This is a genomic window from Uliginosibacterium sp. sgz301328, from assembly GCF_041807905.1.
Taxonomy (GTDB): domain Bacteria; phylum Pseudomonadota; class Gammaproteobacteria; order Burkholderiales; family Rhodocyclaceae; genus JBGVSA01.
Map to the genome: position 1 here is coordinate 15,322 of NZ_JBGVSA010000028.1, position 24,415 is coordinate 39,736.

The 24,415-nt window shown below is 64.8% G+C and carries 27 protein-coding genes; 14 read left to right on the plus strand and 13 right to left on the minus strand.

All coding sequences use genetic code 11. The features are described from left to right. Positions 1 to 11 precede the first annotated feature (11 nt). From ACDA63_RS17165 to ACDA63_RS17175, 3 genes are all read right to left on the minus strand, one after another. Entirely contained in the window at positions 12 to 446 is a 435-nt protein-coding gene (locus tag ACDA63_RS17165; RefSeq protein ID WP_373664506.1) for a hypothetical protein, read from the minus strand. A 22-nt stretch (positions 447 to 468) separates the two neighbouring features. Further along, entirely contained in the window at positions 469 to 945 is a 477-nt protein-coding gene (locus ACDA63_RS17170) for a hypothetical protein (RefSeq protein ID WP_373664507.1), read from the minus strand. Between the two features lie 107 nt (positions 946 to 1,052). Continuing rightward, the gene (locus ACDA63_RS17175; protein ID WP_373664508.1) at positions 1,053 to 1,460 is read right to left on the minus strand and encodes a transcriptional regulator; all 408 of its coding nucleotides are present in this window, start codon (positions 1,458 to 1,460) and stop codon (positions 1,053 to 1,055) included. Between the two features lie 240 nt (positions 1,461 to 1,700). Between ACDA63_RS17175 and ACDA63_RS17180 the strand changes: the two genes are divergently transcribed. Beyond that, a complete protein-coding gene (locus ACDA63_RS17180; protein WP_373664509.1) occupies positions 1,701 to 2,456 on the plus strand; it encodes a transcriptional regulator in 756 nt (251 codons plus the stop codon). 10 nt (positions 2,457 to 2,466) lie between these two features. Continuing rightward, entirely contained in the window at positions 2,467 to 2,943 is a 477-nt protein-coding gene (locus tag ACDA63_RS17185) for a hypothetical protein (RefSeq protein ID WP_373664510.1), read from the plus strand. A 44-nt stretch (positions 2,944 to 2,987) separates the two neighbouring features. Here ACDA63_RS17185 and ACDA63_RS17190 read toward each other — a convergent pair whose 3' ends face one another. Then, a complete protein-coding gene (locus tag ACDA63_RS17190; RefSeq protein WP_373664511.1) occupies positions 2,988 to 3,548 on the minus strand; it encodes an NADPH-dependent FMN reductase in 561 nt (186 codons plus the stop codon). Between the two features lie 247 nt (positions 3,549 to 3,795). On the opposite strand from ACDA63_RS17190, the gene ACDA63_RS17195 reads away from it, so the two are divergent. Then, positions 3,796 to 6,051, plus strand: a complete 2,256-nt coding sequence (locus ACDA63_RS17195; RefSeq protein WP_373664512.1) for a VTT domain-containing protein — start codon at positions 3,796 to 3,798, stop codon at positions 6,049 to 6,051. On the opposite strand, the gene ACDA63_RS17200 is transcribed toward ACDA63_RS17195, so the two are convergent. Further along, complete coding sequence (locus ACDA63_RS17200; protein WP_373664513.1) at positions 6,048 to 6,989, minus strand: LysR family transcriptional regulator; 942 nt, start codon at positions 6,987 to 6,989, stop codon at positions 6,048 to 6,050. The two genes, ACDA63_RS17195 and ACDA63_RS17200, sit on opposite strands and share 4 nt — an antisense overlap. A gap of 292 nt (positions 6,990 to 7,281) precedes the next feature. Here ACDA63_RS17200 and ACDA63_RS17205 point away from each other — a divergent pair, with 292 nt between their 5' ends. From ACDA63_RS17205 to ACDA63_RS17220, 4 genes are all read left to right on the plus strand, one after another. Further along, complete coding sequence (locus ACDA63_RS17205; protein WP_373664514.1) at positions 7,282 to 7,425, plus strand: hypothetical protein; 144 nt, start codon at positions 7,282 to 7,284, stop codon at positions 7,423 to 7,425. A 189-nt stretch (positions 7,426 to 7,614) separates the two neighbouring features. Then, positions 7,615 to 8,109 carry a hypothetical protein gene (locus tag ACDA63_RS17210; RefSeq protein ID WP_373664515.1) on the plus strand — a complete coding sequence of 165 codons (495 nt, stop codon included), beginning with the start codon at positions 7,615 to 7,617 and terminating at the stop codon, positions 8,107 to 8,109. Further along, positions 8,106 to 9,449 carry a GAF domain-containing protein gene (locus ACDA63_RS17215; protein WP_373664516.1) on the plus strand — a complete coding sequence of 448 codons (1,344 nt, stop codon included), beginning with the start codon at positions 8,106 to 8,108 and terminating at the stop codon, positions 9,447 to 9,449. Before ACDA63_RS17210 ends, ACDA63_RS17215 begins: the two co-directional genes overlap by 4 nt. Positions 9,450 to 9,608: 159 nt before the next feature. Continuing rightward, positions 9,609 to 10,034 (plus strand): PilZ domain-containing protein, encoded by a 426-nt coding sequence (locus ACDA63_RS17220; protein WP_373664517.1) that lies wholly within the window; start codon positions 9,609 to 9,611, stop codon positions 10,032 to 10,034. A 15-nt stretch (positions 10,035 to 10,049) separates the two neighbouring features. On the opposite strand, the gene ACDA63_RS17225 is transcribed toward ACDA63_RS17220, so the two are convergent. The 3 genes from ACDA63_RS17225 to mscL are packed head-to-tail and all read right to left on the minus strand — an operon-like array spanning position 10,050 to position 11,686. Next, on the minus strand, positions 10,050 to 10,760 hold the full coding sequence (locus ACDA63_RS17225) for an RES family NAD+ phosphorylase (RefSeq protein ID WP_373664518.1): 711 nt from the start codon (positions 10,758 to 10,760) through the stop codon (positions 10,050 to 10,052). Beyond that, on the minus strand, positions 10,760 to 11,248 hold the full coding sequence (locus tag ACDA63_RS17230; RefSeq protein ID WP_373664519.1) for an antitoxin Xre/MbcA/ParS toxin-binding domain-containing protein: 489 nt from the start codon (positions 11,246 to 11,248) through the stop codon (positions 10,760 to 10,762). The genes ACDA63_RS17225 and ACDA63_RS17230 overlap by 1 nt, the downstream gene beginning before the upstream one ends. A 6-nt stretch (positions 11,249 to 11,254) precedes the next feature. Beyond that, positions 11,255 to 11,686, minus strand: a complete 432-nt coding sequence (gene mscL / locus ACDA63_RS17235) for a large conductance mechanosensitive channel protein MscL (protein WP_373664520.1) — start codon at positions 11,684 to 11,686, stop codon at positions 11,255 to 11,257. A gap of 263 nt (positions 11,687 to 11,949) precedes the next feature. On the opposite strand from mscL, the gene ACDA63_RS17240 reads away from it, so the two are divergent. Together ACDA63_RS17240 and ACDA63_RS17245 are read left to right on the plus strand one after the other, a co-directional pair. Then, entirely contained in the window at positions 11,950 to 14,076 is a 2,127-nt protein-coding gene (locus ACDA63_RS17240; protein WP_373664521.1) for an AsmA family protein, read from the plus strand. Between the two features lie 8 nt (positions 14,077 to 14,084). Continuing rightward, positions 14,085 to 15,302 carry a multifunctional CCA addition/repair protein gene (locus ACDA63_RS17245; protein WP_373664544.1) on the plus strand — a complete coding sequence of 406 codons (1,218 nt, stop codon included), beginning with the start codon at positions 14,085 to 14,087 and terminating at the stop codon, positions 15,300 to 15,302. A gap of 3 nt (positions 15,303 to 15,305) precedes the next feature. Here ACDA63_RS17245 and ACDA63_RS17250 read toward each other — a convergent pair whose 3' ends face one another. The 4 genes from ACDA63_RS17250 to ACDA63_RS17265 all read right to left on the minus strand — a co-directional run bounded on the left by ACDA63_RS17250 (position 15,306) and on the right by ACDA63_RS17265 (position 20,309). Further along, positions 15,306 to 16,274, minus strand: coding sequence for an NAD(P)H-dependent flavin oxidoreductase (locus ACDA63_RS17250; RefSeq protein ID WP_373664522.1), 969 nt, complete (start codon positions 16,272 to 16,274; stop codon positions 15,306 to 15,308). A gap of 94 nt (positions 16,275 to 16,368) precedes the next feature. After that, positions 16,369 to 18,639 (minus strand): patatin-like phospholipase family protein, encoded by a 2,271-nt coding sequence (locus ACDA63_RS17255; protein WP_373664523.1) that lies wholly within the window; start codon positions 18,637 to 18,639, stop codon positions 16,369 to 16,371. Positions 18,640 to 18,741: 102 nt separating this feature from the next. Beyond that, positions 18,742 to 19,233: a hypothetical protein gene (locus ACDA63_RS17260; protein ID WP_373664524.1), complete on the minus strand. Its 492-nt coding sequence runs from the start codon at positions 19,231 to 19,233 to the stop codon at positions 18,742 to 18,744. A 191-nt stretch (positions 19,234 to 19,424) separates the two neighbouring features. Then, the gene (locus ACDA63_RS17265; protein ID WP_373664525.1) at positions 19,425 to 20,309 is read right to left on the minus strand and encodes a helix-turn-helix domain-containing protein; all 885 of its coding nucleotides are present in this window, start codon (positions 20,307 to 20,309) and stop codon (positions 19,425 to 19,427) included. A gap of 235 nt (positions 20,310 to 20,544) precedes the next feature. Between ACDA63_RS17265 and ACDA63_RS17270 the strand changes: the two genes are divergently transcribed. The 5 genes from ACDA63_RS17270 to ACDA63_RS17290 all read left to right on the plus strand — a co-directional run bounded on the left by ACDA63_RS17270 (position 20,545) and on the right by ACDA63_RS17290 (position 23,594). Next, positions 20,545 to 20,754 (plus strand): hypothetical protein, encoded by a 210-nt coding sequence (locus tag ACDA63_RS17270; protein WP_373664526.1) that lies wholly within the window; start codon positions 20,545 to 20,547, stop codon positions 20,752 to 20,754. Positions 20,755 to 20,804: 50 nt separating this feature from the next. Beyond that, a complete protein-coding gene (locus tag ACDA63_RS17275; RefSeq protein WP_373664527.1) occupies positions 20,805 to 21,017 on the plus strand; it encodes a hypothetical protein in 213 nt (70 codons plus the stop codon). A 93-nt stretch (positions 21,018 to 21,110) separates the two neighbouring features. Beyond that, a complete protein-coding gene (locus tag ACDA63_RS17280) occupies positions 21,111 to 21,533 on the plus strand; it encodes a DUF6491 family protein (RefSeq protein ID WP_373664528.1) in 423 nt (140 codons plus the stop codon). After that, the gene (locus ACDA63_RS17285) at positions 21,530 to 22,213 is read left to right on the plus strand and encodes a response regulator transcription factor (RefSeq protein WP_373664529.1); all 684 of its coding nucleotides are present in this window, start codon (positions 21,530 to 21,532) and stop codon (positions 22,211 to 22,213) included. Before ACDA63_RS17280 ends, ACDA63_RS17285 begins: the two co-directional genes overlap by 4 nt. Positions 22,214 to 22,220: 7 nt before the next feature. Continuing rightward, positions 22,221 to 23,594: an ATP-binding protein gene (locus tag ACDA63_RS17290; RefSeq protein ID WP_373664530.1), complete on the plus strand. Its 1,374-nt coding sequence runs from the start codon at positions 22,221 to 22,223 to the stop codon at positions 23,592 to 23,594. On the opposite strand, the gene ACDA63_RS17295 is transcribed toward ACDA63_RS17290, so the two are convergent. Then, entirely contained in the window at positions 23,568 to 24,278 is a 711-nt protein-coding gene (locus ACDA63_RS17295; RefSeq protein WP_373664531.1) for a pirin family protein, read from the minus strand. The genes ACDA63_RS17290 and ACDA63_RS17295 overlap by 27 nt on opposite strands. Positions 24,279 to 24,415 lie beyond the last annotated feature (137 nt).

The window sequence follows — 24,415 nt, forward strand, 5'->3', positions numbered from 1 at the left end:
GCCTGAAGCGATCAGTTCCGATGTTCGGGCGTCGGATCGACGACGGAAACCGCCATCGCGTAGCGTGCCATTTCGTGGCGGCGCGCCGCATTCCGCGTCAGGTATACGCGCAACACGTATTCACCGTCATGGGGCAGAACACTCTGGTAGCGGCTGCCTTCCGTGGCGCCAACGAACAGCGCGACATCCGAATCTGGCGGCAACACGTTGAAAAACGCGAACCGGCTGGTCGGCTTGAAGGTGACGGTCATGGTCTGGCCCGCGTGCGCGGTCACCCGATAGTCGACCGCCTCGTAGCCGGCGATTTCTCCCCGGATCTGACTGCTGCTCACACCTCTGGATAGCGTCACGGGCACCTGGCGGGGCAAACGCTCCGCCATCGCAGGCGAGCCGACGAGCGCCATCCCGAAAGAGGCCGCGACACTGATGATTCGACTGTTCAGCATGTTCATCTCTCCCTGCGCTTGATCAGAGCAACGCGGCCGCGGAACGCAGCGCGCGTTTCATCACCATCGAAGGCGGTGCGGTTCGGTGTGCCGGGCTTCCGCTGATGGTAATGCCAAGCTGGAAAGGCGTCGCGGCGGTCAGCTCGACATCTTGATAGACGCGCACGATGTACTGACCCTCTGTCGGCACCGCCAGCACCGCGTGATGGCCGTGGTGCGCGCCGTTATACAGCGCCGTCGGGTTTTGCGGCGTGAGAATGTCGAAATGCGTCGAGGACTGGCCGTCCAGACCGATCCTCAATGTCTGGCCGCGCGAGGCATGCAGCACGTAATCGCGCGGTGTCCGCTCCACAGTGCTGTCGTAATGCACCGAACGGGTTCCGAGAGCGAAATGGACGGTTTGTGCGGCAGCCATCGGCGCTTCGGCTCTGGCCGCGACCGACATACTGATCGCAATTCCGAAGGCAACGATGGCAAGGCGGTTCTTCATCGTCTTCATTGGACGTCTTTCAAGGCGTGGCGGCCTCACTTGGCCGCCGTGGTACGAACGAATGTTCTACAGGCGGGTGAGCCGTGCGCGCACCCGGCTCCGGGCAGTTTTCCGGCTCAGGACGGCCGGGCGGCAACCATCTGCTGAAGGATGCTCGGGTGAGGAACGCGGATTTCGTCGTCGACGACTTCCAGCTCCGACAAGGCCGGGTCGAACAGATAGCCTTGGCCGTAGATGGTCAGCAGGCATTTGCAGGCCGGGTCCACGTTGGTCAGCAATTGGCGGATCTGCGAAATGGCTGAAGTCAGCGACGCAGTGCCGTTCTTGCGGTCTGCAAAGACCTCGCTCTGCAGTTGCTGGCGCGAAACCAGTTCGTTGCAGTGGCGCGCCAGGTACGCGAGCAGCACGCGTTCGCGGCGGCCGAGCCGGATATACGAGCGGTTTTTGCCCTCGTCCGAGCCGTAGCGCGCGACGCCAGTATCCAGATCGATCCGGAGATCACGTTCGGGGTTAACGATCAACATGTTCAGTTCTCCTATGGCGAGTGATTCGGCTGGCCGGACAATGCGATCGGAGGCGCGCTGTCCGGCGGCATGGCGACACTGTGCCGTCGACCGATGGGAGCGCAAAGACATAAAAAATTATAAAAACTTATTAATCAATTACTTACATGACTTTTTATCGCGGGTTGCCGCAGACCGGCGTGGCGTTTAGCGCGGGTTCGGCGGATGATCCGCGCAAATCTTCTACAGAGAGCATGCGTCTTGAGCCGCTTGATATTCGGGTCATTCGTGCTGGAGGCAGAGATTCGCCAGCTCACTCGCAAGCTGGCTGGCGAGGACGTCCGCGTTCGTCTGTCGGGCGCCGAAGTGGCCATTCTTGAACAACTGCTCGCCAATGAAGGGGTCGTGCAGAGCAAGGAAGACCTGCTCGCGATTGGCTGGAGCGGTCGGCCGGTCAGCCCCAATTCGCTGCCCGTCGCCATTGCCAATCTGCGACGCCATCTGCAGGGGCCGCCGCCCGAAGTGGAAATCCGCACCCTTCCGCGCGAGGGTTACCTGCTGAAGCTGGCGTCCGGGCTGCAACTCGAAAGGTTGGCCGATGAGCCGGTAACGCCGTCCGAGAATGGGCAAGACCACGTTGCCGCGCCGGAGGAGACAACGGCAGACATTCCTGCGGCAGCGTTGCCGCCAGGTGTGCCGGTCCCCCCGACCTATGTGATCGCCCGACCCAGGCTGACAACACAGCAGCGCCTGGTGCGTCTCAATATTGCCTGTCTTGTCGTGGTCGTGATCTTCGTCCTGGTGACGGTACACGAATGGGTACCCGTCGACTGCGCGGAGGAACCGCGTGGGACCGTCTGCATCGTTGACGATGACCAGCATGACGCCGCCGCCCTCGAACTGCCGACCAACGCGGGGCAGCGCTTGATCGCGGTATCGGGCGACGCGTGGCTGGAGATTCAGCGTGGCGTTCCGGCGCGGGACCGACCGGTGTCCGAGCCGGCCCGTGGGCTATGAGAACCAGGCCATGACCAGAAAACGCCTGTTCTTGCTGCTGATCTTCCCCGTTCTGGTAGGTATCGCCGGACTGGCCTTGCTCGTGAACAGCATGGGCTGCAACTACACGCTTCGCAGCACGCACCGCGACGTCGACTATTACGGTGTGTGTCGCGGAGGTTTCGTGAATCTCGTGGAAACCGATCTGACGACCGGCTCGACCTGGACGGTGGGGGCGTTCCAGTTCTCGTTGGCCGATCAGTTGCTGTTCGTGGTCCACAGTCGCAACCACATACGCGAATCATCCGGCAAGGCGACCAGTGTGCTGGATACCTACAATCGGTCCCTGGGGGCGATCAGCTTTGTAAACTACGCGTGGATGCCGGTGGGCCGCCGTCGCGTCGTGTTCTTTCAGACCTCGCCGTACCACGATGTGCTGACCATGACCCGCGAGGGACACATCAGCCTCTGGGACGCGTATTTCCCCTACGACCGGCCAGCCTACTGAGCGCGCGCCGGGGCGGCGGGCATGCCCACCCCGGCCATTCTGGCTCAGACGCAGTTGCGTTCGACCCACGCTGCAAACGCATCACCGAATTTGCGCAGGAATTCGCGCGTGCTGTCGTTGGTCAGCTTGCCTTCCGCATCGAAAAGGTTGGCCGCGTTGCCGATGTAGGCCTCCGGCTGCTGCATCGCTGGCACATTGAGGAACACCAGTGACTGGCGCAGATGATGATTGGCGCCAAAGGCGGCCAATGCGCCTGGCGACACGCTGATGACGGCGCCTGGCTTGCGGTCCCATACGCTCGAACCATACGGGCGCGAGCCCACGTCGATGGCGTTCTTCAGTACGCCCGGCACCGAGCGGTTGTATTCCGGCGTGACGAACAGCACCGCTTCGGCCGCCTTCACCTTCTGGCGGAACGCGCTCCACTGCGCAGGGGGCGTGCCCTCGTCCAGATCCGGGTCATACAGTGGCAGGTTGCCGATCTCGACGATTTCAAGCTTGAGCGAAGGCGGTACGAGTCCAGCCAGCGCCAGCGCCACCTTGCGGCTGAACGACTCCTTGCGCAGGCTGCCTACGAGGACTGCAACGGAACGGACGGTGCTCATCGGTACATCCTTTCGTGATGAAGGCGCCACTGGCGCCGGATTCAACGGGATACCGCGGGATGGACGAATTGCGCAATGGTCGCGCTGCTGCGCGACCCGGCAAAGGTCCGAGGAACACCATCATCCTCTCAGCCCCGTGCCTGTCATGCAACCGCTTGGACATTCGACCTGCATGTCGGGAACGACGCTTGCTGGCCCATTCCATGGATACAAAAGCGCGCGTCGAAGCGCACTCCAGGAGGAAGCCATGCAAGCCACGCAGACGGGGCGTGAGCGCCTGTTCGACATCGGCAGCAACTGTCGCGCGGTAGCCCGTGCGGACCATGTTGCCCTGCTGGTGGATGGTGAAGCGTATTTCAATGCCGTGGTGCAGGCCTGCCGGCAGGCGCAGCGGTCCATCGTCATCGTCGGCTGGGACTTCGACAGCCGCGCGGCAACCGGTTTCGATGCAGCCGGGCAACCGACCGGCCTGCTCGGCAATTTTCTCAACGAGCTGGCGCGCACGCGCAGGCGCCTGCACATTCGCATCCTCAACTGGGATTACCCCATGGTGTTCGGGCTCGATCGTGAGCTGTCGCCGGCCTATGGTCTTTCCACGTGGAAGCCGCATCGCCGAGTTGTTTTTGAATACGACAACACACAGCCCGTCGGCGGGTCGCACCACCAGAAGATCGTCGTGATCGACGATCGCATCGCCTTCGTGGGCGGCTTCGATCTGTGCAACCGCCGCTGGGACAGCCGCGAGCATGCGCCGGACGATCCGCGTCGCCAGGTGCAGGGTACGTCGTACCCGCCGTTCCACGACATCATGATGATGTTCGACGGCGAAGCTGCGCAGGTCGTCGGCGAAATCGCGCGCACGCGCTGGGAGCTTGCGACTGGCGAGCGTCTGCCTGCCCGTGCCGTACTGAACCTGCCGTGGCCGGCGGGAATCCCCGTCGACATGCGCAACGTGGAACTGGGCATCGCCTGCACATTTCCGCCGACCGCATCGCACGCCGCCGTCAGGGACGTCGAACAGCTCTATCTCGACATGATCGCGCGCGCGCAACGCTACATCTACATCGAGAACCAGTACTTCACTTCGGCGACCATCGGAGCGGCGCTGGCGCGCCGCCTGGCTGAGCCGGACGGACCGGAAGTTTTCCTCGTCACGCGCTTGCTCAGTCACGGCTGGCTCGAAGAAATGACCATGCACGTCCTGCGAAATCGTCTTCTCCAGCAACTTCGTGCCGCCGACCACGGGGGGCGCTTCCATGCGTGCTACCCGCACCGCGACGGGCTGGCGGCCGGCACCTGTATCGATGTGCACTCCAAGATGATGGCAGTCGACGACCAATGGCTTCGCATCGGGTCATCGAACATCAGCAATCGCTCCATGGGCCTCGACACCGAATGCGACATCGTCGTCGACGCCGGCGAGAACCAGGCCGTGCGAGCGCGCATCCGCCGCTTCCGCGACGAACTGCTGGCCGAACACACGGGCGTCGATGCAAAAACCGTCGCGGAGGCCATCGAACAGCACGGCAGCATGGCCGCTGCCGTCGCAACGCTCGGCCACACGGGCCACCAGCTTCGTACCCTCGAAGAGACACACCACTGGCCCGAGGCCATGGTCAGCTCGGTGGCTTTTGCCGATCCCGAACAACCGGTGGCCATTGAGCTCTTCGCCGAAGCGGCCGATGACGTTCCCGACGCGCAACGCGAAATCGCACGCGATGAGCGGCCGCGGCCAGCATGGCCGAACCTGGTCGCGATACTGGTGCTCATCGCCGGGCTGGCGCTGGCATGGCGCTATACGCCGCTGGCGAGCCTGGCGAGCGTCGATAACGTCACCGCCATGGCCAAAGCCTTTGCACGCCACTGGTGGGCGCCGGTAGTGCTGGTGCTGGTCTATACGCCGATGAGTTTTGTGATGTTCCCCCGTCCGCTGGTCACCAGTGCCGCAGTCATCGCTTTCGGCGCCTGGGGCGGCCTGGGCATCGCCATGAGCGGGCTGGTGTTGTCGTCGGTGGTGCACTATCTGATCGGCCGCCTGCTCTCGAGGCGTACCGTCCGGCGTCTGGGCGGAGCGCGGCTGGACCAGTTGGTGCCGATCCTGCGTCGCCACGGGCTACTGGCAATGACCATGCTGCGGCTGGTTCCGGCTGCACCTTTCCCGGTGCTGGGAATCGCGGCAGGCGCGTTGCGCATCCGCCTGTGGCACCTCGCGGCAGGGACATTCCTCGGCATGCTGCCCGGCGCGCTCGCTGCCACGGTGTTTGCCGAACAACTCAACCGGGGCCTGCGCAATGGCTTCCATATCGACTACTGGATCGTCGGCCTGGCCGCGTTCGTACTGGTGGGCATGAGTGCGCTGGCCGCCCGCTGGTTCAAGAAAGTCAACGCGACGCACGATTCGCATCGCCCCACGCGGCGGTGGAATCTCTTCGACCGCCGTCCGCGATCATTTCCGTCGCGGCGCCCGTCGCGCCCTGCCAGGCGCATGCCGATGCCGGGCTAGCGCTGTGCGTCCGCCTTGAGTTCGGGGCTCAGGACGCCGTCGAGAAAACGCAGGAAGGCCCGCACGGGCGCCGATTGCTGGCGCCCGGACGGATACAGCGCCACCACCGCCGGCCCGGGGCGCTTCCAGTCCGGCAGCACCCGTACGAGCTTGCCTTCGGCCAGATGCGGCCGGAGCAGGAAACTGAAGTCTTCGTAGATGCCCAATCCCGCCAGCGCACAGGTCAGACCGGCCCGCGCATTGTCGACTTCCAGCATGCCGCCCGCGGGCACCGTAATGCGTTCGCGTCCCTTGGCCAGTACGTAATCGATCGGGCGTCCGGCGTCCGCGTCAAAGAAATCGATGGTGCGATGGCGACGCAGGTCGTCAGGATGGCGCGGCGTGCCATAGCGGGCCAGATAGGCCGGGCTGGCCACCATCACGAAATTGACCTTGCCGAAGCGACGATATCGATATGCCGAGTCCTTGTCGGCCGACAGGCGCAGGGCGAGGTCAATGCCTTCCGCGGCGAGATCCGGTGCCCGCTCGGACAGCAATACGCGCAGGGCAAGGTCCGGATATGCGCGCAGGAATTCCGGCAGCCGTGGCAGCACCAGGGTATTGGCAATCGATTCGGTCATCTGCACGTGCAATTCGCCCGCCACGCGCCCGGCTCGTTGGGAGATTTCCGCAGCGAGTTCCTGCAGCCCACTCATCAGGACTGCGCCGCGTTCTGCCAGGCGTTGGCCTTCGGCGGTGAGCGACACGTGCCGCGTGGTGCGGGTCAGCAGGGACACGCCCAGCGATCGTTCGAGCGTCTGCACCTGCGTGGTCACCGTCGAGCGCGCCAGCCCCAGCCGCTTGGCGGCGGCAGCGAACGAGCCAAGTTCAGCCACCATGAGAAAAGTTCGCAGTTCGATGTAGTTATCCATGGCCCATTGTTCGATTTCGATGAACAATCATTTTGCCGCATCCGAGCACTGCGTGGCCTATAGTGACAGGGCCAAACCACATCCGAATTAGGTGACCCCATGTCCATCCGCATTCCGCGCGGGGCAAACGCAAGGCACCTGCAGGTTTCATCTCTCCTTGCGTGGCCCCAGGCTCTCTCAGACGCGTCGCTCAACGGCGATGTGCGTTACCCCGAGCCACCTGCGCACTGACGCCGCGCCACACTCAAAACGCATTGTCGATCCCGGGTCCGCCGGCGCGCTTTCACGCGTCCGTCTCGCCCGAACCGAGGAGAGAACCATGAACCACATCATGCACGTGGCGCACGACGCCACGCATAAACCATTGGCCGACAAGGCCCTTTCCGCAGCATGCGCCTTCCTTTCGGCGCTCGCCCCGTACGCGATCGCCGCCGCTGCGCTGCTGGTCTATCACTACTACTGATATCGACGTATCTGCCCGCAGCTTTCACGACGGGCATCCGATAGTGTCGAAAAAGTTCACCTGGAGCGAATAATGGTTCGCTTCGGGCCGAACCTCATCCGCGCCCGCTGCCGGACGTCGCGCACGTCTGGACGTGGCGCGCGCCGTGGGCGCTGGCTACCATGACGTTTTGTACGCCATGGCTACGTCATGTCGCCCGACGCCCCGCCCGAACCTTTGTCCGAAGCCCTATCCGCGTTCATTCAGAGCGGGCTGTCGATCACCGTCGCCTCGCGTGACGGCGGCATGCAGACTTCGCTGGCCCGGTGCTTCGGTTGCCGGGTGTCCGCCGACCGGCGTCGCGTGACGCTGGTCGTTCAGCACGCGCAGGCCGCAGCGGTCCTGGCGGACGTGCGGACTTCCGGACACGTGGCAGCGGTATTCAGCAAACCCTCCACCAACCAGACGGTCCAGCTCAAGGGGCAGGACGCCGTGGTCGAGCCGCAGCGCCCGTTCGATCAGGTGTGCGCGGGACAGCACGTCGAAGCGTTGCTGGCGGACCTGCATTCTCTGCACGAATACGGTGAGCCGTTGCTGCGCGCAGTCTTCCAGTGGGACCCGGCCGATCTTTGCAGCATCAGCTTCACGCCTTCGGCGGGATTCATCCAGACGCCCGGCCCCAGTGCCGGCAATCGACTGCCATGAGCGCGGCGAGCGTCGATGCCATCCGCAATTGTCTGGAGGGCGCCATCCCGAGCACGCTTGCGACCTGCTCGCCCGATGGCGTGCCCAATGTGACCTACGTGTCGCAGGTCGAGTACGTCGACCACCAGCACGTTGCGCTGTCTTTCCAGTTCTTCAGCAAGACTCGCGAGAACATCCTGCTGCATCCGTTTGCCACCGCTTATGTCACCGACGGTGTCACCGGGGCGAGCTACCGGCTCAGCCTGCAGTTCCTGCACACGCAGACGGAGGGCTGGCTGTTCGAGCGGATGAAGGCCAAGCTCGCCGGCATCGCTTCGCATTCGGGCCTGGCCGGAGTATTCCGCCTGCTGGGTTCGGACGTCTATCGTGTGCTCGCCATCGAGCGCGTACCGGGCGGGAGTCTTCCCGCGCCCGCGCCACGCCGCAACCTGCTGTCGGCGCTGCGAGCCGCGAGCGAAGCGCTGTGCGCGATCGGCGAGCTCTCTTCCCTGCTGGACCAGACGCTGCAGAGTCTCGATGCTCAATTCGGCATTGCCCACAGCATGCTGCTGATGTTCGATGCCGCCCAACAGCGGCTCTACACCGTCGCCACGCACGGCTATGCCGAATCCGGCGTCGGCTTCGAGATCGGCCTGGGCGAAGGCGTCATCGGTGTGGCGGCACAGCACCGCGTACCGATCCGCATTGCTCACATGACGAACGAATACAGCTACGCGCGTGCCGTGCGGGACCAGGCCATCGATGCGGGATTCAGCACCGACGCCGAAGTTCCCTTCGTCGGTCTTGCCCAGGCGCACAGCCAGATGGCGGTGCCGATCCTCGCGGCCGATGCGTTGGTCGGCGTGCTGTACGTCGAAAGTCCCGAGCAACAACGCTTCTCGTACGACGACGAAGACGCTCTGGTGACGCTGGCACGGCAGGTGGGCCTGGCGATCCGTGGCCTGCAATGCGTCGAGACCGCCGTGGCCGAAGACGCGCCGCGCACGCAGCCGGTTGCGTTGCAAACGCAGGGCGTGGCGGCGGTGCGTCATTTTGCCGAAAACGACAGCGTCTTCATCGACAACGACTACATCATCAAGGGCGTGGCCGGCGCGATCCTGTGGCGCCTGCTCGGTCAGCATGCCGAAAACGGGCGCACCGAATTTTCCAATCGCGAACTGCGGCTCGATGCCGCACTGCGCTTGCCGGACATCGACGACAACCTTGAAGCGCGCCTCATCCTGTTATCGCGCCGGCTCGATGAACGTTGCGATTTTCTCGCGATAGAAAAGACCGGACGGGGGCGTTTCCGCCTCAAGGTAGGGCGCCGGCTCGAGTTGCTTGCAAGCGTGCCTCGATGAACCTCCTGCGGTGCAGGCGCGCATACGTGCCGCCCCTGCGACGCCACTACGTACCGCGAGCGGATCTGCCACAAAACCCATCTTGCCCTTTGGCAGTCATCGCCAATAATGAAAAACTGGCTTGCAAAGGGAGGCGTCCGTATGGGCGAGGCGCATTTGATGCGAAGGGTCTACATCCGCCATCCATCGGACATGCCCATCGAGTTGCGCTCGGAAGATGGCGAGCTGGCCGGCGAGCAGCGACTCAAGGACATCAGTCTCGGAGGCATCGCCTGCCGCGCTGAACGTGCGCAGCCTGTAGGCAGTGTAGTGAGCCTGAGCATTTCGTTCACCGATCCGCCCTTCCGCATGCGCGGGCGGGTGGCATGGTGCATCCGCCGTGGCGAGCAATTCGATATCGGCGTTCAGTTTCTTGCGCAGGACGACGCTTTCGCCGCGCGCATGGTCGAACAGATCTGCCATATCGAGCAATATCGCAATGAGGTGCTGCGCCGGGAGGGCCGCGTGCTCGACAGCGAAGAAGCAGCGAACGAGTGGATCAAGCGCTTCGCGCCGGATTTCCCCGACCCGCAGGCCATGCACTGAACGCGCGAGCTGCCCTCATTCCCACCGCGCCGTCTCGAAGATCATCCGTTCGCTGGCGCGCAGCCAGATGGCTTCGTGCGGCGTCACCGTCAACCACCACGATTGCGTACCCGGCTCCGGACGTGGGCGGGCAAAAGCCCGGGGCCCCATCAGGACCGCGCACCACGCGGGCTTGGGGTCGCGAACAGAGGTGTAGATCACTGCATCCACGCCCGCGTCGCGCGCGGCGCGCCCGAGCGCCTGTGTCGCGGCGTAGTCGCGCGGTGCCGCCCATTGGGCGGAATGTTCGACCAACGGAGGCTGCCGCAGATCGATCGCGCGCCCTTGTGCCTTGACGGCGAACGCCGTGTGCGCGACCGGCCCGATCGATTCGAGCGCCGGGCTGTCCTGTAGGAAACGCCAGCGCCAGTAACCCAGCTCGGCCGCAGCGGTGCGGACCCCTTGGGCGCCATAGAACACGCCGGGATCGGTCGGGCCACGAAAGCGGGAACCCGCCGGGAACGGGGGATAGCGGAACGGGCTGGCCAACAGGTAATCCAGTCCCGTCATCGTCAGCGGTACGGGGGGCTTGCCGCCTTCGATCAGAATTTCGAGAAGATCGTGTTCGGCACCGCTATCGACCAGCTTCATGGTGCTGGTGACGTGCTGGGCTTCGACCATCCGCCAGAGGGTGGCGCGCCAGTCGCGGGCGTGCGCGTCGAGTATGTCTGGTGAAGGAATATCCATCAGATGCGGGCTCGCGAGGCGTCCAGATACTGTACGACCCGGACGAGTCCTTCGGCGCTGAGGATGAGGTCTTCGGGTTTCGCTCCCAGCGCGAGATTCTCGCCCTGCAGCCATCGTCTGGCGGCGTCCTGGTTGCCGACGATGGAATCGAGCGAGCGGAACAGCCGCACCACCAGCAGGGCGAGTTCCCATTCCTTGCGATGCCCGGCCAGTTGATATCGTCCCGAGCCCATGCGAGAGACGGTCGCCGCGCTGACGCCGAGTATCTGTGCCAGCCTGCCATGACTGATGCCCAATGCACCGGCCGCCCGCACCGTCGCTTTCGAAAGGACGGTCGCGGCGTCGGGGGATGCTTGGATCTGTGGCGTAAACATTGCGTCTCCGGTGATTCCGTAGAAAATATATACGCCAATATTTTCTACTGCAAGAAATAATGCTGGGCAGAGCACAAAAAAACGGCCCCGCAGGGCCGTTCCGTTGGCGTTCAAAAATGCCTATTGGCGACGCAGCGAATCGCGGATTTCGCGCAGCAGGACGATGTCTTCGGGCGTGGCCGCGGGCTCCGGCGCAGGTGCTGCCTCGGCGCGACGCAGGCGGTTGATCTGCTTGATCATGACGAAAATGACGAGCGCCAGGATCAGGAAGTTGATGGCTATGGTGATGAAATTGCCATAGGCCAGAACAGGTACGGCGGCCTTCTGCAGCGCGTCCAGCGTGTGCGGCGTGCCCTCGGGGACTGGGCCCATGACGATGAACAGATTGGAAAAATCGATCTTGCCAATGACCGCGCCGATGATCGGCATGATGATGTCCCGGACCATCGAATCGACAATCTTCCCGAAAGCGCCTCCGATGATCACGCCGACGGCCAGGTCGACCACGTTTCCCTTGAGGGCGAATTCCTTGAATTCACTGAAAAAGCTCATGCGGATCTCCTGTCTGGATGGGCTCCGGCGCTTTGCGTGGCTGGCGGAGCGCTGATGCAAAAGGGTGGCGGCGAGTGTGGCGCATGAAGCAGTCCTACGGCAATAGGAAGTACGCATGCCTGCATACAGGAATCGGCCGAATCGGAATTTTCTGAGCAACTTACCGGGTACCGACAAGCGGGCAAAGGTGTGCTCGAACCCCGTCTCTGCGAAAATAGGCAGATTCGCCCTGGCGGCGTACTTCCCTCCATGGTTGATTCCTAATGCGTCTGACCTCTGTCCTGAAGGTACTCGGCTTTGCTGCCGGCGGCGTGGCAGCCGTGATTCTCGGTGCCGCGCTGTTCATCTGGGTCACCTTCGATGCTCGCCGTACCGAGAGCGAGCTGGTGCGCTATTTCGCCGACGGATACCAGCGCAGCCTGCGCCTCGATGGCGGCGTGTCGCTGACGCTATGGCCGCGTCCGGCGCTGAGCGTGCGCCAGGCCACGCTCAGCGAAGCGCGCAGCAGCACCACCTTCCTTGAAGCGAGCCAACTGCGTCTGCCGCTGGCGCTTGGGCCGCTGCTTTCCAAGCGCATGGTAGTGCGCTCGGTCCAGGCCAACGCGATCACCGTCCACTTCGTGCGCGATGCCAAGGGTCGCTGGAACTGGGCCGATTTCGTGACCGGCACGCCCGCCACCGTCAGTCTGGCCGATGCCACCGACATCACGTCGATGGACCTGCGCCAGATCGGCGGCGATGCGGTCGATGTTGGCAGCAATCGGCGCATTCAGTTCAAGGAATTGCGCATGCAGACCGGCGCCCTTCACGTCGGCGGCACCGGCACGCTCAAGCTGCGCGGACATGTCCAGGGCAGCGATCCCGCCATCGACGGCGACCTGCGCCTGAGCGGCAACTACCGCATCGATTCGGCCGCCGCCGGACGCATCGACGGCATGATGGCGCGCCTCACCGGGCGCGTCGGTAACCTGACGGGCGCCGAAGCCACCGCGCGCGCCGACTCAGTGACCTGGGAGCAATCCGGCGAAAGCTGGCAGACCGTGCAGGCCAAGCTCGACGTGCGCGGTACGCATGGCCCGCAATCCGTGCAGCTTGGCGCCACGACGCCGCGCCTGGCGTGGTCGGACGGCGCCCCGCGCACTGAGCGCTTCAATGCCAGTTACGTCGCGCGCAGCCAGGACGAGAACATCAACCTGGGGGCGGAAGTGCGCAACATTGCCCCTTCCACGGGCGGTTTTTCCGCCGAGACCATGCAGGTGCGCTGGCAGGTGCGTCGCGGCATCGCCGGCACGGAAGGGGACGCCACCTCGCCGCTGCGCGTGGACTGGAAAGCCGGACGGCTCGAATGGGAGCGCATTGCCGGCAACCTGCGCCTGATCCACCCGCGTCTGTCCGCCGACAACGCGCGCGCATCCATCGCCGGCACCGCACTCGTCAACGTGCGCGACGCACACAGCGCGACGGTGCGCGTGACGGCCACCACCGGCGAGGACAACGTGCGGTTCGATACCCAGATCAACGGAATCGACCCCTTCAACGCGAGCGTGGACATCAGTACCAAGCGCCTGGACGTCGACCGCCTCATGGCGCCCGCTGCGGCCAACCCGGAAATGCCATTCGCATGGCTGGGCGGCAGCATCCTGTCGGGATCGTTCAACCTCGACAACGTGGTGGCGGGCGGATTGCGTATCGACTCGCTTCGCGTGCCCTACACTTTCGCGGCGGGCAAGCTGGCCAGCAACGGACACCGCGTGTCGCTGTACGGCGGCACCGTCGCCGGCAGCGCCGACTACGACATCATCACGCGTAAGCTCTCGCTCGACGAGCGTTACGACAACGTCGACCTGAAGGCCGCCTCGCGCGATTCTGGAAGATCGCTGCCCTTGCAGGGCCGCCTGAGCGGCACCGCCCAGATCAATACCACCGGGGCATCGCTCGCATCGCTCATGAGCAATGCCAACGGCATGATGCGCGTCAAGTTCGCCCAGCCGGTCATGGTGGGCATCGATCTGGCGACTGCGCTGCAACAGACGCGCAACGCCGATGCGACGCATCGCGCGCAGCCAGGTGAACGTACCGAACTTGCCGACGTTTCGGGCAATCTTGGCCTGCGCAACGGCACCTACTTCACGCAGTCGCTGGCCGGGCGCAGCAACTGGCTGCGCTTTGTGGCCAATGGCGAGGCCGATCCGGGCAAGAACACCATCGACATGCTGCTGCAGACCACGGTGTTGCGTGGCGCCGGCCCCGCAGCGATCAAGGACCTGCGCGGCAAGACCGTACCGCTGCGCCTGTCCGGTGCGCTCACCCAACCGGACGTGCGCGTGGACAACGCGCCGGCCAGACCGGCCGCAGTGCGCGCACCTGTGGCCAGCGGGGCGCGGCCATGACCGACGGCCTGCGTTGCTACGTAGTGGGTGGCGCGGTACGCGACCGCCTGCTCGGCCTGCCGGTGAGCGACCACGATTGGGTGGTGGTCGGCGCCACCGTCGATGACATGCTGTCGCGCGGGTTCCGCGCCGTGGGCAAGGATTTCCCGGTTTTCCTGCATCCGCGTACGCACGAGGAATATGCGCTGGCGCGCACCGAGCGCAAGACCGGTCATGGCTACAAGGGCTTTGCCTTCCATGCCAGCCCCGATGTCACGCTGGAAGAAGACCTCGCCCGTCGCGATCTCACCATCAACGCCATCGCCGAAGACGAGCATGGCTCGCTGGTCGACCCGTATGGCGGCCAGCGCGACATCGCTGCGCGCGTCTTTCGCCACGTCAGTCCGGCGTTTGCGGAAGACCCGGTGCGCATATTGCGCCTCGCGCGCTTTGCGGCGCGGTTTTCGGATTTCGTCGTCGCGCCCGAAACGATGGCGTTGATGCGGCAGATGGTCGATGCCGGCGAAGTCGACCACTTGGTCGCCGAGCGAGTGTGGCAGGAGATTTCGCGTGGCCTGATGAGCGAGCGGCCGTCGCGCATGATCGAGGTCCTGCGCGAATGCGGGGCGCTCGCACGATTGCTGCCCGAGGTGGACGCCCTGTTCGGCGTGCCGCAGCCGGCCAAGTATCACCCCGAGGTCGACACCGGTGCGCACCTCGGTCTGGTGCTCGACGCCGCCGCCCGCCGTGGCGAATCGTTGCCCGTGCGTTTTGCCGCCCTCGTGCATGATCTTGGCAAGGGTGAGACGCCCGAACACATCCTGCCGCATCACTACGGTCACGAAGGGCGCGGCGTTGCGCTGGCCGAAGCGGTATGCGAACGCCTGCGCGTTCCGGCCGAATGTCGCGAGGTCGGTGTGATGACCACGCGCGAACACGGCATCGTCCACCAGGCGATGGAGCTGCGGCCGGCGACGATGGCGAAGCTGTTCGCCCGTTGTGATGTTCTGCGTCGGCCGGAAAGGTTCGAGCAGATGCTGGCTGCCTGCGCGTGTGACTTTTACGGACGTCCGGGATACGACATGCGCGACTACCCGCAGATCGAGCGACTGCGTGTCGGCATGCGCGCGTATGTCGGCGTGGATGCCGGCGCTATTGCGCGTGTGCTCGAAGACAAGTCGAAGATTCCGCAGGCGGTGGCGGAGGCGCGCGCCGCCGCGGTGGCCGACGCGCTGCGCGCCGCCTGATTCTTAGCCGATCGCCGCGCTCGGCGCCTGCGCGCAGGCCTGCCGGTATTCCTCGGCCAGGCGCTTGGCCAACTCATCCACGCCCGGCACATCGGCGATCGTCGCCACGCCGTGGCCGGCGCTCCACGTATCGCGCCAAGCCTTGATCTCTTCGTCCAGATCGTGGAGCTGCGCCTTACCCGTCATCGCGGCCAGTGCGTCGCGTGAATACCCCGCGCGCTCCAGCGACGGCCACAGGAAGTTGGCCGGTGTGCCGGAAACGGCGGCGGTGTAGACAATGTCGCGCGCGTGGGATGTCGCGATCATCTGCTTGTATTCATCGGGTGCCGCCGACTCGCGGGTGGCGATGAAGCGCGTGCCCAGATAGGCGAAGTCGGCACCGAGCACTTCGGCCGCACGTACGCCAAAGCCGTCCGAGATGGCACCACCCAGTACGAGGCAACCGTCCCAGAACTGGCGGATCTCGCGCACCAGCGAAAAGGCGCTCTGCGTGCCGGCATGGCCGCCTGCGCCGGAGGCGATGGCGATGATGCCGTCGACACCGGCTTCGATGGCCCGGCGCGCATGGTGTGCATGGATGACGTCAGCAAATACCAGTCCGCCGTAGCCATGCACGGCTTCGACTACCGGACCTGGATGGCCGAGGCTGGAAATCACCAGCGGTACGCGATGGCGAACGATGGTCGCCAGATCTTCGGCCAGCCGGCCGTTGCTCGCATGAACGATCAGATTCACCCCGTACGGAGCCACCGGCACCGTCGGATGTGTCGCGCGCCGCGCCGACAGGGCCGTGTCGATACGCGCCAACCATTCATCGAACTGCGAAGCGGGCCGGGCATTGAGCGTCGGCAGCGTGCCGCAGATGCCGCTGCAGCACGTGGCGATGACCAGTTCGGGGCCGGACACCAAGAACATGGGAGCGGCGATGGCGGGCAACCGGAATTGGCCCTTGAAGGCGGCAGGAATCGACATGGTGTGACTCGGCGCGACGGAAAGCGCGACAGTAACATACGGGGCCGTATGGTCAATCGTCGCTTTCCCCGAGCGGGTCAGGCCCTACGTTGAGTTACTTGGTGTAGCCCAGGTAGAGGTAGGCGCCCACCGCGCCTCCGTGATAGTTGGCCCAGCCCAGCGCCAGATACAGCGGCCCGAGCAAGGTATCCACGCCGAGATAGGCCGACGCCGCCGGAATCCACGCCGTCTCATTCTTGTCCGTAAGGCTGATCATGTTCCACATCCGGCCGGCTTCGAGCGAGAACCCGGCATAGGTGCCCGACCCGAAAGTCGGCAGCAGAGGGGCGATCTGGCGATAGGCCATCACGCGCGCCAGCGCTGTCTTGCCGCCGGCGAGCTGGTTCGTCTGCAGGCCGGACAACTGCAGGAATCCGCCCAGCGTATAGATCTGGTTGTCCGCGTTGGTGGAGTCGTCGCTGCCGGGCAGGCGACTGGACGAGGCGCGCCCCCGCAGCGTCGTGCGGATCGTGGTCAGCCCACCGTAGGTATGCGCCCAGTCGAAGTCGCCCTCGGCACGCTGGAAGCGGCCCTCCGAGCCGTCGGATGACTTCTCGCTGCCGTTCAGGTAATCCAGGCGCACCAGATAGCCACGGCGCGGAAAGCGCGGATTGTCCATCTGATCCATGACGAAGCTGGCGCGCACACCATTGGCGCGCGTGCTGCTGACCGAGTCTTCGCCAAGCAGCACCTGGATGAAGCCGGTGGTGATCTTCGAGCGCAGATGCTGCGAGAAATACCCCAGGCGGACTTCGCCCAGGCTGCCGAGCGAATAGCCAAGGTCGAGGCCGAGCATGCGCTCCCAGAAACCCACGTCGAACAGGCGGCTGCCGTCCTGATCGTAGATGCCCAGTGTCCGGCTGCTGACCGAAGCGTTGGCGGCAACAAACACCGGTGACTTCGCCAGGGGCTGGAGGAATTCGGTCGACACATTAGAATCCAGCCCAAGCCGCGCGCTGGTACGCCATTGCGCGCCCCAGCGATTCAGCCAGGTCATCTGCAGATTGCCGAGCAAGGCGATGTCCGATGCCTGGTGCGTATCGAGGCGGATATCGAGGCCGAAGCGCAGGTAGTTCGGCCCCACCGCGCGCTCGACCGGTGTCACGGTCGCCACGCGCTGACCATCCTCATCGCGCACGAAATAGTTGAGCCGGTCGAAATCGCCCGTGTCATAGAGCTGGTCCAGCCGACCCTGCAGCGCCTGCTGGTTCGAAGGCTGATCCCTGCCGCCGAGTGCCGCGGCGATGTTCTCTTCCGGCACGAAGCGGGTTCCCGCGACTTCGATGCGGTCGTACGGACGGGCGGGGTCGCCCAGCTTGCGATCCAGCGCGATGCGCCATTTCGCATATTCGGCATCGCCCACCGACAAGGCCCGCAGTTGGGGTTCGACGCCGGCGACGGATTCCCGACCGCGCTGCACGATAGCCTTCACGTCGCGGAAGCTCGACGGTGAATATTCCTCCAGTTGCGGCTCGATGATGATGTCACGTGGTCCCAGCAGCGCGCGCTGCTCGCGCACGTTCTGCCCGGTGGCGATCTGCATGGCCTGCCCGACGACGTCGACCAGTGAATGAATCTGGTCAACCTTCTTCATCGGGCGCCCCACGTCGACGGCAATCACGACATCCGCGTTGCACTGCGATTTGACGTTCTCCACAGGCAGGTTTCGCACGAACATGCCGTCGACCAGCAACTGATCGCCGACGCTCACCGCGTCGAAGATGCCGGGCACGGCCATGCTGGCGCGCAGGGCGAGGGCAAGATCGCCGCTGGCGAACACTTTCATCTCGCCTGTACCCAGATCGGTGGCCACCGCTTCGAAGGGAATGGGCAACTCATGGAATGAACCGACGTTGACGTCGCGCGTGAGCTGGTGGAGAAAGCGATCGATCGCCTGCGAACCGATCACACTGCGTGGAATCTTCACGCCCTGTGCGTCGATACCGAGCGTGAAGCTCGCGTAGTTGGTGAAGTCATCGACCTTGCGTTCGTAAGGGATGTCGCGGCGGTTGGGCGTGCCCGACAGCAGCAAGTCCCAGTCGGCGTTCTCGATGCGTTCGACCATCTCCGGCACATCCATGCCACTGGCATAGATGCCGCCGATGAGCGCGCCGGCGCTGGTGCCCGCAATGCAGTCGATGGGTACGTCCAGGCGTCGCAATTCTTCCAGCACCCCGAGGTGGGCCAGACCGCGCGCGCCGCCGCCGCCAAGCACGAGCCCTACGCGCGGGCGGGGCGCCGGCTGGCTGGCCTCTTGCGCCTGCGCGCATACGATGGACGAAAGAAAGACTGCGAACGTAGCGCAGCAGCGGGCAAGAAAAGGCATGGAGACACCACGAAGGACTTCGCGATGCCCCTGCTTATATCACAGGCGTTTGTCGTGCGGCATGGCCGACCGGGATTGCGCCCCTTCGGCCCGTCTGCGCGTTCAGCCCTCGCGGCGTTCGCTCATCAGCCGAGCGACCTCGATGCGATCCGCATCGGCGCGTTCGCGCGGCAGGCGCGATTCACGCATCGCTCGGTACCAGTGAGTGGTGGCCTGGCGCGCCGCCTCGGGGTCGTGCGCGTGTTCGAGTTCTTCGACGATGTCGACGGCCGCTACGCCCAGCGTCTCCTTGGCGCGCTCCATCATGAAACTGCTGGCGTGCATCCATTGGTCGGAGAGGTCCTGATCGGGCTCGACGCTGGCGCCTTCGGCCGCGTCTTCGATCAGCCCGCGCTGAGCCAGTTCGACCAGTTCGGCTTCGACATTGCGCCCGGGGAGCATGGACGCAAGGGTCGCGTAGCTGCGATGGCCATCGGCCAGCAGCAACACCTGCCGAAGGCCGGTCTGCAAGCGACCGTCGTGGATCGCGACCACGTGCGCGCCAAGTCCGGTCTTGCGCGGCACGAAGTGGGGATTCAAGGGGGGCGTGAGCATGGGTTTCTCCGTCCTTCGGTGGCTGGGGGCCACGTCATTCTGGACGATGCGATGCGCATGCGAAGTAGGATGATTGATGACAAATGGAGCGCGCCGACGAACGGTGTACGGCAACATCAAAACCGCTCCGAAAACCCCGTCAATACGTCATTTGCGGCAAAAACGACAAGTCGCCGCGAGCGTGGCTGCACTCAGTCGCTGAGCGTCTTGAGCAGCGCCACGTAGCGCTGGATCGCCTTGGGATTGTAGAAATGCGGCCGCTCGCGCATGCCATGAGCGAGATCGGTAGGCGACAGCCCGGCGAGCTTGTGCAACTCGTGGATGAAATGCGGCTGGTCGAAGAACCCCACGTCCAGGGCCGCCGTGCCCGGCGAGCAGGTCGGCTCCAGCGCCAGCCGCCGCGCAACCTGCTGCAAGCGTGCCACCCTCGCGAAGTACTTGGGCGACACGCCGTACGTGCCGATGAACAATCGCTCGAAATGGCGCACGCTCCAGCCCGCCGATTCCGCCAGCTCGGCGATGCGCAGGGTGGGCGTCAGGTAGAGCTGGTCGAGAAGGCGATCCAGGCGCGCTTCGCGCTCTTCATGCAGGCGGGCGCTCAGGAACTCGCTGAGGATGTCCACGCGGGCATCGAAGTCGGTCGCCCGCGACAGGGCTTCCGCCACATCGTCCACGCGGGAGCCCCACAGGTCGACGGCAGGCGTGAGGTGGTCCTGCAACTCCTCGAAACTGGTGGGTACGAAGTACCGCAACCGCCCCGGTCGAAAGCTGATGACGACGCATTCGGTCGCGCCGGCGGTCGACAGGTCCAGCACTTCATGTCGATTGACCATCACGAACGACTGCGACATCGAATGCTCGCGCGCCGCGTGCAATTCGGCCACGGCCAACGGGGCCCGATACAGGAACAGGCACAGCGCGCCAGTGCCCGGAAGAACCCGCGGCAAGGCGCCGCCCGCGGGCATTTCCATGAAGAGAAAGTTGTCCACGTAGCGCGTCAGTGCCGGCGGTGGCAGGCGGCGCTGCCAGGGCCGGGCGGACGGATCGGGTACGAGCGGTGAGCGCGCGACGTTCATGCAGCGGATTGTAGCGGCATCGCATTTCCAGAACTCATTCCGTCACGATTTGCGCATATGTGACGGGGCGGTCCGCTTTGCGAATCCTCTGCCTCTGGCGACGACATACCTCGTAGGAAATCGGGCAGTGAGTTCTAAACAACGCTTAATGTTCCGTCCAGCTTGCGGCAAGCGGGCCAGGACCATAGTGCGCTCCATGGCAACGCGTTGTTGCCGTCATCCAAAGGAACGAACCATGAAGAGCATCAAAGTCGCCGTCGCCGCCCTTTCGACCCTGATCGCCGTCGGCGCCTACGCTGCCCCGGCCGCCGATGCGGCTGCCGCTCCCGCTGCGCCCGCTGCCACGCAAAAGGCGCCGGCCAAGAAGACCACGCACAAGAAGACGTCGCACAAGAAGTCGAGCGCCAAGAAGGCCGCTCCCGCTGCTGACGCCGCCACCAAGTAATCCGTTCATCGACTCCGCAACCCACGTCTGACGAAGGAAGGAACCTGATCATGAAAAGCATCAAAGTCGCTGTTGCCGCGCTGTCCACCCTGATCGCCGTCGGCGCCTACGCCGCCCCGGCCGCCGATGCCGCCGCTTCGTCGGCCGCCCCGGCCGCCACGCAAAAGGCGCCGGCCAAGAAGAGCACCCACAAGAAGACTTCGCACAAGAAGTCGGCCGCCAAGACCGAAGCCGCTCCGGCTGCCGCACCGGCGACCAAGTAATCGCACCCAGGCCGCGCGAGCGGCCCGGCAAGAACGGGGCGGCCAGAAACCGCCCCGTTCTGTTTTCAGCCCGCCCTGATAGCATTGGCGACCATGATCCGAACGCTCGTTCCCCGCCTTTTCGCCCTGCTCTTCGTTGCCGCGTTGTCGGTCCTTGCCAGCCAATGGGTCGGGGCCAAGGGGCCGTCGGTGCCGCGCGGCGCCGTGCGGGTCAGCAAGGTGTTCGGCTGGCAGCCCATGAAGGATGGCCGCCTGATTCTCTGGCTGGGCGTGAGCGAGCCCTGGATGCTCACGCTCGCCGCCCCCTGCGATCTGCCCGCGCGTGAGCCGCTGTGGGTCAGCCTGCATGACGGCCATATCGTCCCGGGCACCGATGCAATCGGCAACGGCGAGCAGTCGTGCCGCATCCAGCGCATCACGCAGATTCCGGCCGTCGAGCGCACCGCGCTGGGTCTGAACGCCCCGGTCGGCGGGCCGCTCGTGCTGCATCGGCATTACTCGAAGCGCACGCCATGAAGATACTGATCGTCGAGGACGACCCGCACCAGGCAAGTTTCGTGTGCCAGGGCCTGCGCGAGGCCGGCATGGTGGTCGACCATGCCGCCACCGGCAAGGAGGGCCTGTTCATGGCCACGACCGAGCAATACGACGTCATGGTGCTCGATCGCATGCTGCCGGTGGTCGATGGGCTGACCATCCTGCGAACCCTGCGCGCGTCGCAGATCCACACGCCGGTGCTGATCCTCAGCGCGCTGGGCGAAGTCGACGACCGCGTGGAGGGCCTGCGCGCCGGCAGCGACGACTACCTCGTCAAGCCATTCGCCATCGCAGAACTGATGGCGCGCATCGAGGTGCTGGCGCGGCGTCCGCGCACAGCACCGGAGACCAGCGAACAATCGCGCCTGCGCGTGGCGGACGTCGAGATGGATCTGATTCGCCGCACCGTGGCCCGTGCGGGGCGCCGGATCGATCTGAAGCCCAAGGAGTTCATGCTGCTGGAGTACCTCATGCGGCATGCCGACCAGGTCGTCACCCGCACCATGCTGCTCGAAGGCGTGTGGGACTATCACTTCGACCCGGCCACCAACGTCATCGACGTGCATATCTCCAACCTGCGCGCCAAGCTCGACGCCCCCGGCGCGGCGCCCTTGATTCACACCCTGCGCGGGGCGGGTTACCGTTTCGGTACCGCCTGATCCGGCGATGACACGACCCAGGCTGTTCCCGCGCAGTCCGTTCTTCCGCTTCGCCGCCGTGCTGCCGGTGTGCATCGCCATCATCATCGCGCTGCTGTTCGTGCCGATCTACCAGGAGGCGCGCGACGACATCCGCCAGCAGGTCGCCAGCGCCATCCGGCTGGAGATCGTCAATCTCGAAGAGGACTTCCACGAAGGCGGCATGGCCGCGCTGGTCGACGTGATCGAGCGGCGCGTGGCCGCGCCGGTCGACCGGGACGCCGTCTACTATCTCGCCGATGCCAACGGCGGCAAGATCACCGGCAACATCGACGCGTGGCCCGACGACGTGCGCCCGATCGACGACTCCGAGTTCCGCGCGCGCGAATCCGATGGCCATACGCTGACCGGGCACGTGTTCGTGCTCTATGACGGCGTCCGTCTTCTCGTTGCGCGGCGCTCGCCGCTGGCCACCTTCCGCGCACACATCCTTCGGCAACTGGCGGTGGCCGGTGCGCTCGCCACGCTTCTTTCGGCGCTCATCGCGTGGCTCTTCGCCGGCCGTGTGCGGCGTCGCCTGACGCTGTTGGCGCAAGGCGCGGATCTGGTGCAACAGGGAGAACTGTCGCACCGTCTTCCGGTTTCCGTGCGCGGCGACGAAATCGATCAGCTCGCGGCCCGATTCAACGCTGCCTTCGAACGCATCGAGCAGTTGATGGAAGCCTCGCGCGAAGTGTCGTCCGCCATCGCCCACGACATGCGTCGCCCGCTCACGCGCCTGCGCAATGAAATCGAAAGCCTGCGCGACGCGGGCAGCGGCATGCCGAACGAACGGGTGGAATCCCTGCTGGCGCAGACCGACGACGTGCTGCGCACCTTTGCAGCGTTGCTACGACTGGCGCGGCTGGAGTCCGGATCGCTGGCAGCCGAGCGGCGCCCGGTCGAGGTTGCCGACGTGGTGGGGGATGTGGTCGATCTTTTCGAGCCGGTGGCCGAAGCGCAGGGGCGCGCGCTGAATCTGTCAGGGCGCGCGGCCGTCGTGCTGGGCGATCGCGAATTGCTGTTCCAGGCGCTCACCAACCTCATCGACAATGCGCTGCGTTACGGCGCCGGCGACATCGATGTCGAGCTGTCGTCGACCGTCGATGCCAACGTCATCAGCGTGCGCGATCATGGCGAGGGCGTTCCGGAAGCGACCTTGTCGCGGCTCTTCGAGCGCTTTTATCGCGTCGATACCAGCCGCGCCGACGATCAGGGTTCTGGTGTGGGGCTGACCTTGGTGCGCGCCATCGCGCAGTTCCACGGAGGCAGCGCGAGTGTTGCCAATGCGTCACCCGGTTTGCGGGTGACGCTGACCTTGCCGATCGCGACGCAGTTACTGCAGTCGCGGCAGATCGAATAGCAGCACTTCGCCGCCGCCGACACCGCCGCGAATTGCCACGGTGCTCTCGTCGACGAGCTTGACAGCATCGCCAGCCGCATACGTCGCACCGGCAATGGAGACCGTGCCGCGCACGACATGGATGTAGCCCAGGCGGCCGGGCGCGAAGCGATGCGTGGCTTCTTCGCCGTCGGAGAGCAGGCTCGCGTAGAGCTGCGCATCCTGCTGGATGCGCACGCTGCCTTCAGCGCCGTCCGGTGAAGCGACCAGGCGCAGGCGCCCACGCTTTTCCGCATCGTCGAAATGCACCTGCTCATAGCCCGGTGCGCTGCCCATGCGGTCCGGAATGACCCAGATCTGCAGGAAGTGCACCAGTTTGTCCGGCGAATGATTGAATTCACTGTGCACCACGCCCGTTCCCGCGCTCATGCGTTGCACATCGCCGGGCAGGATGCTGGTGCCGTTGCCCATGCTGTCCTTGTGCGCGAGCGCCCCTTCGAGCACGTAGCTGATGATCTCCATGTCGCGGTGACCATGCGAGCCAAAGCCCATGCCGGGATTCACGCGGTCTTCGTTGATGACGCGCAGCGGTCCCCAGCCCATGTGCTCGGGATCGTGATAGTCGGCAAACGAAAAGGAGTGATAGCTGTCGAGCCAGCCATGGTTGGCGTGGCCGCGCTCGTCTGCAAAGCGGGGGATGATCATGACATACTCTCCTGGGCTGAAAGTGTCCGGCTGCCGGAACACACGACTGCGCTTGAATCGTTCTTGCACGGCGTGCGCCGAATGAACCGGCGCACGCTGCGATCCAACCTAGATGGGGACGATTCCCCGGAAATCCA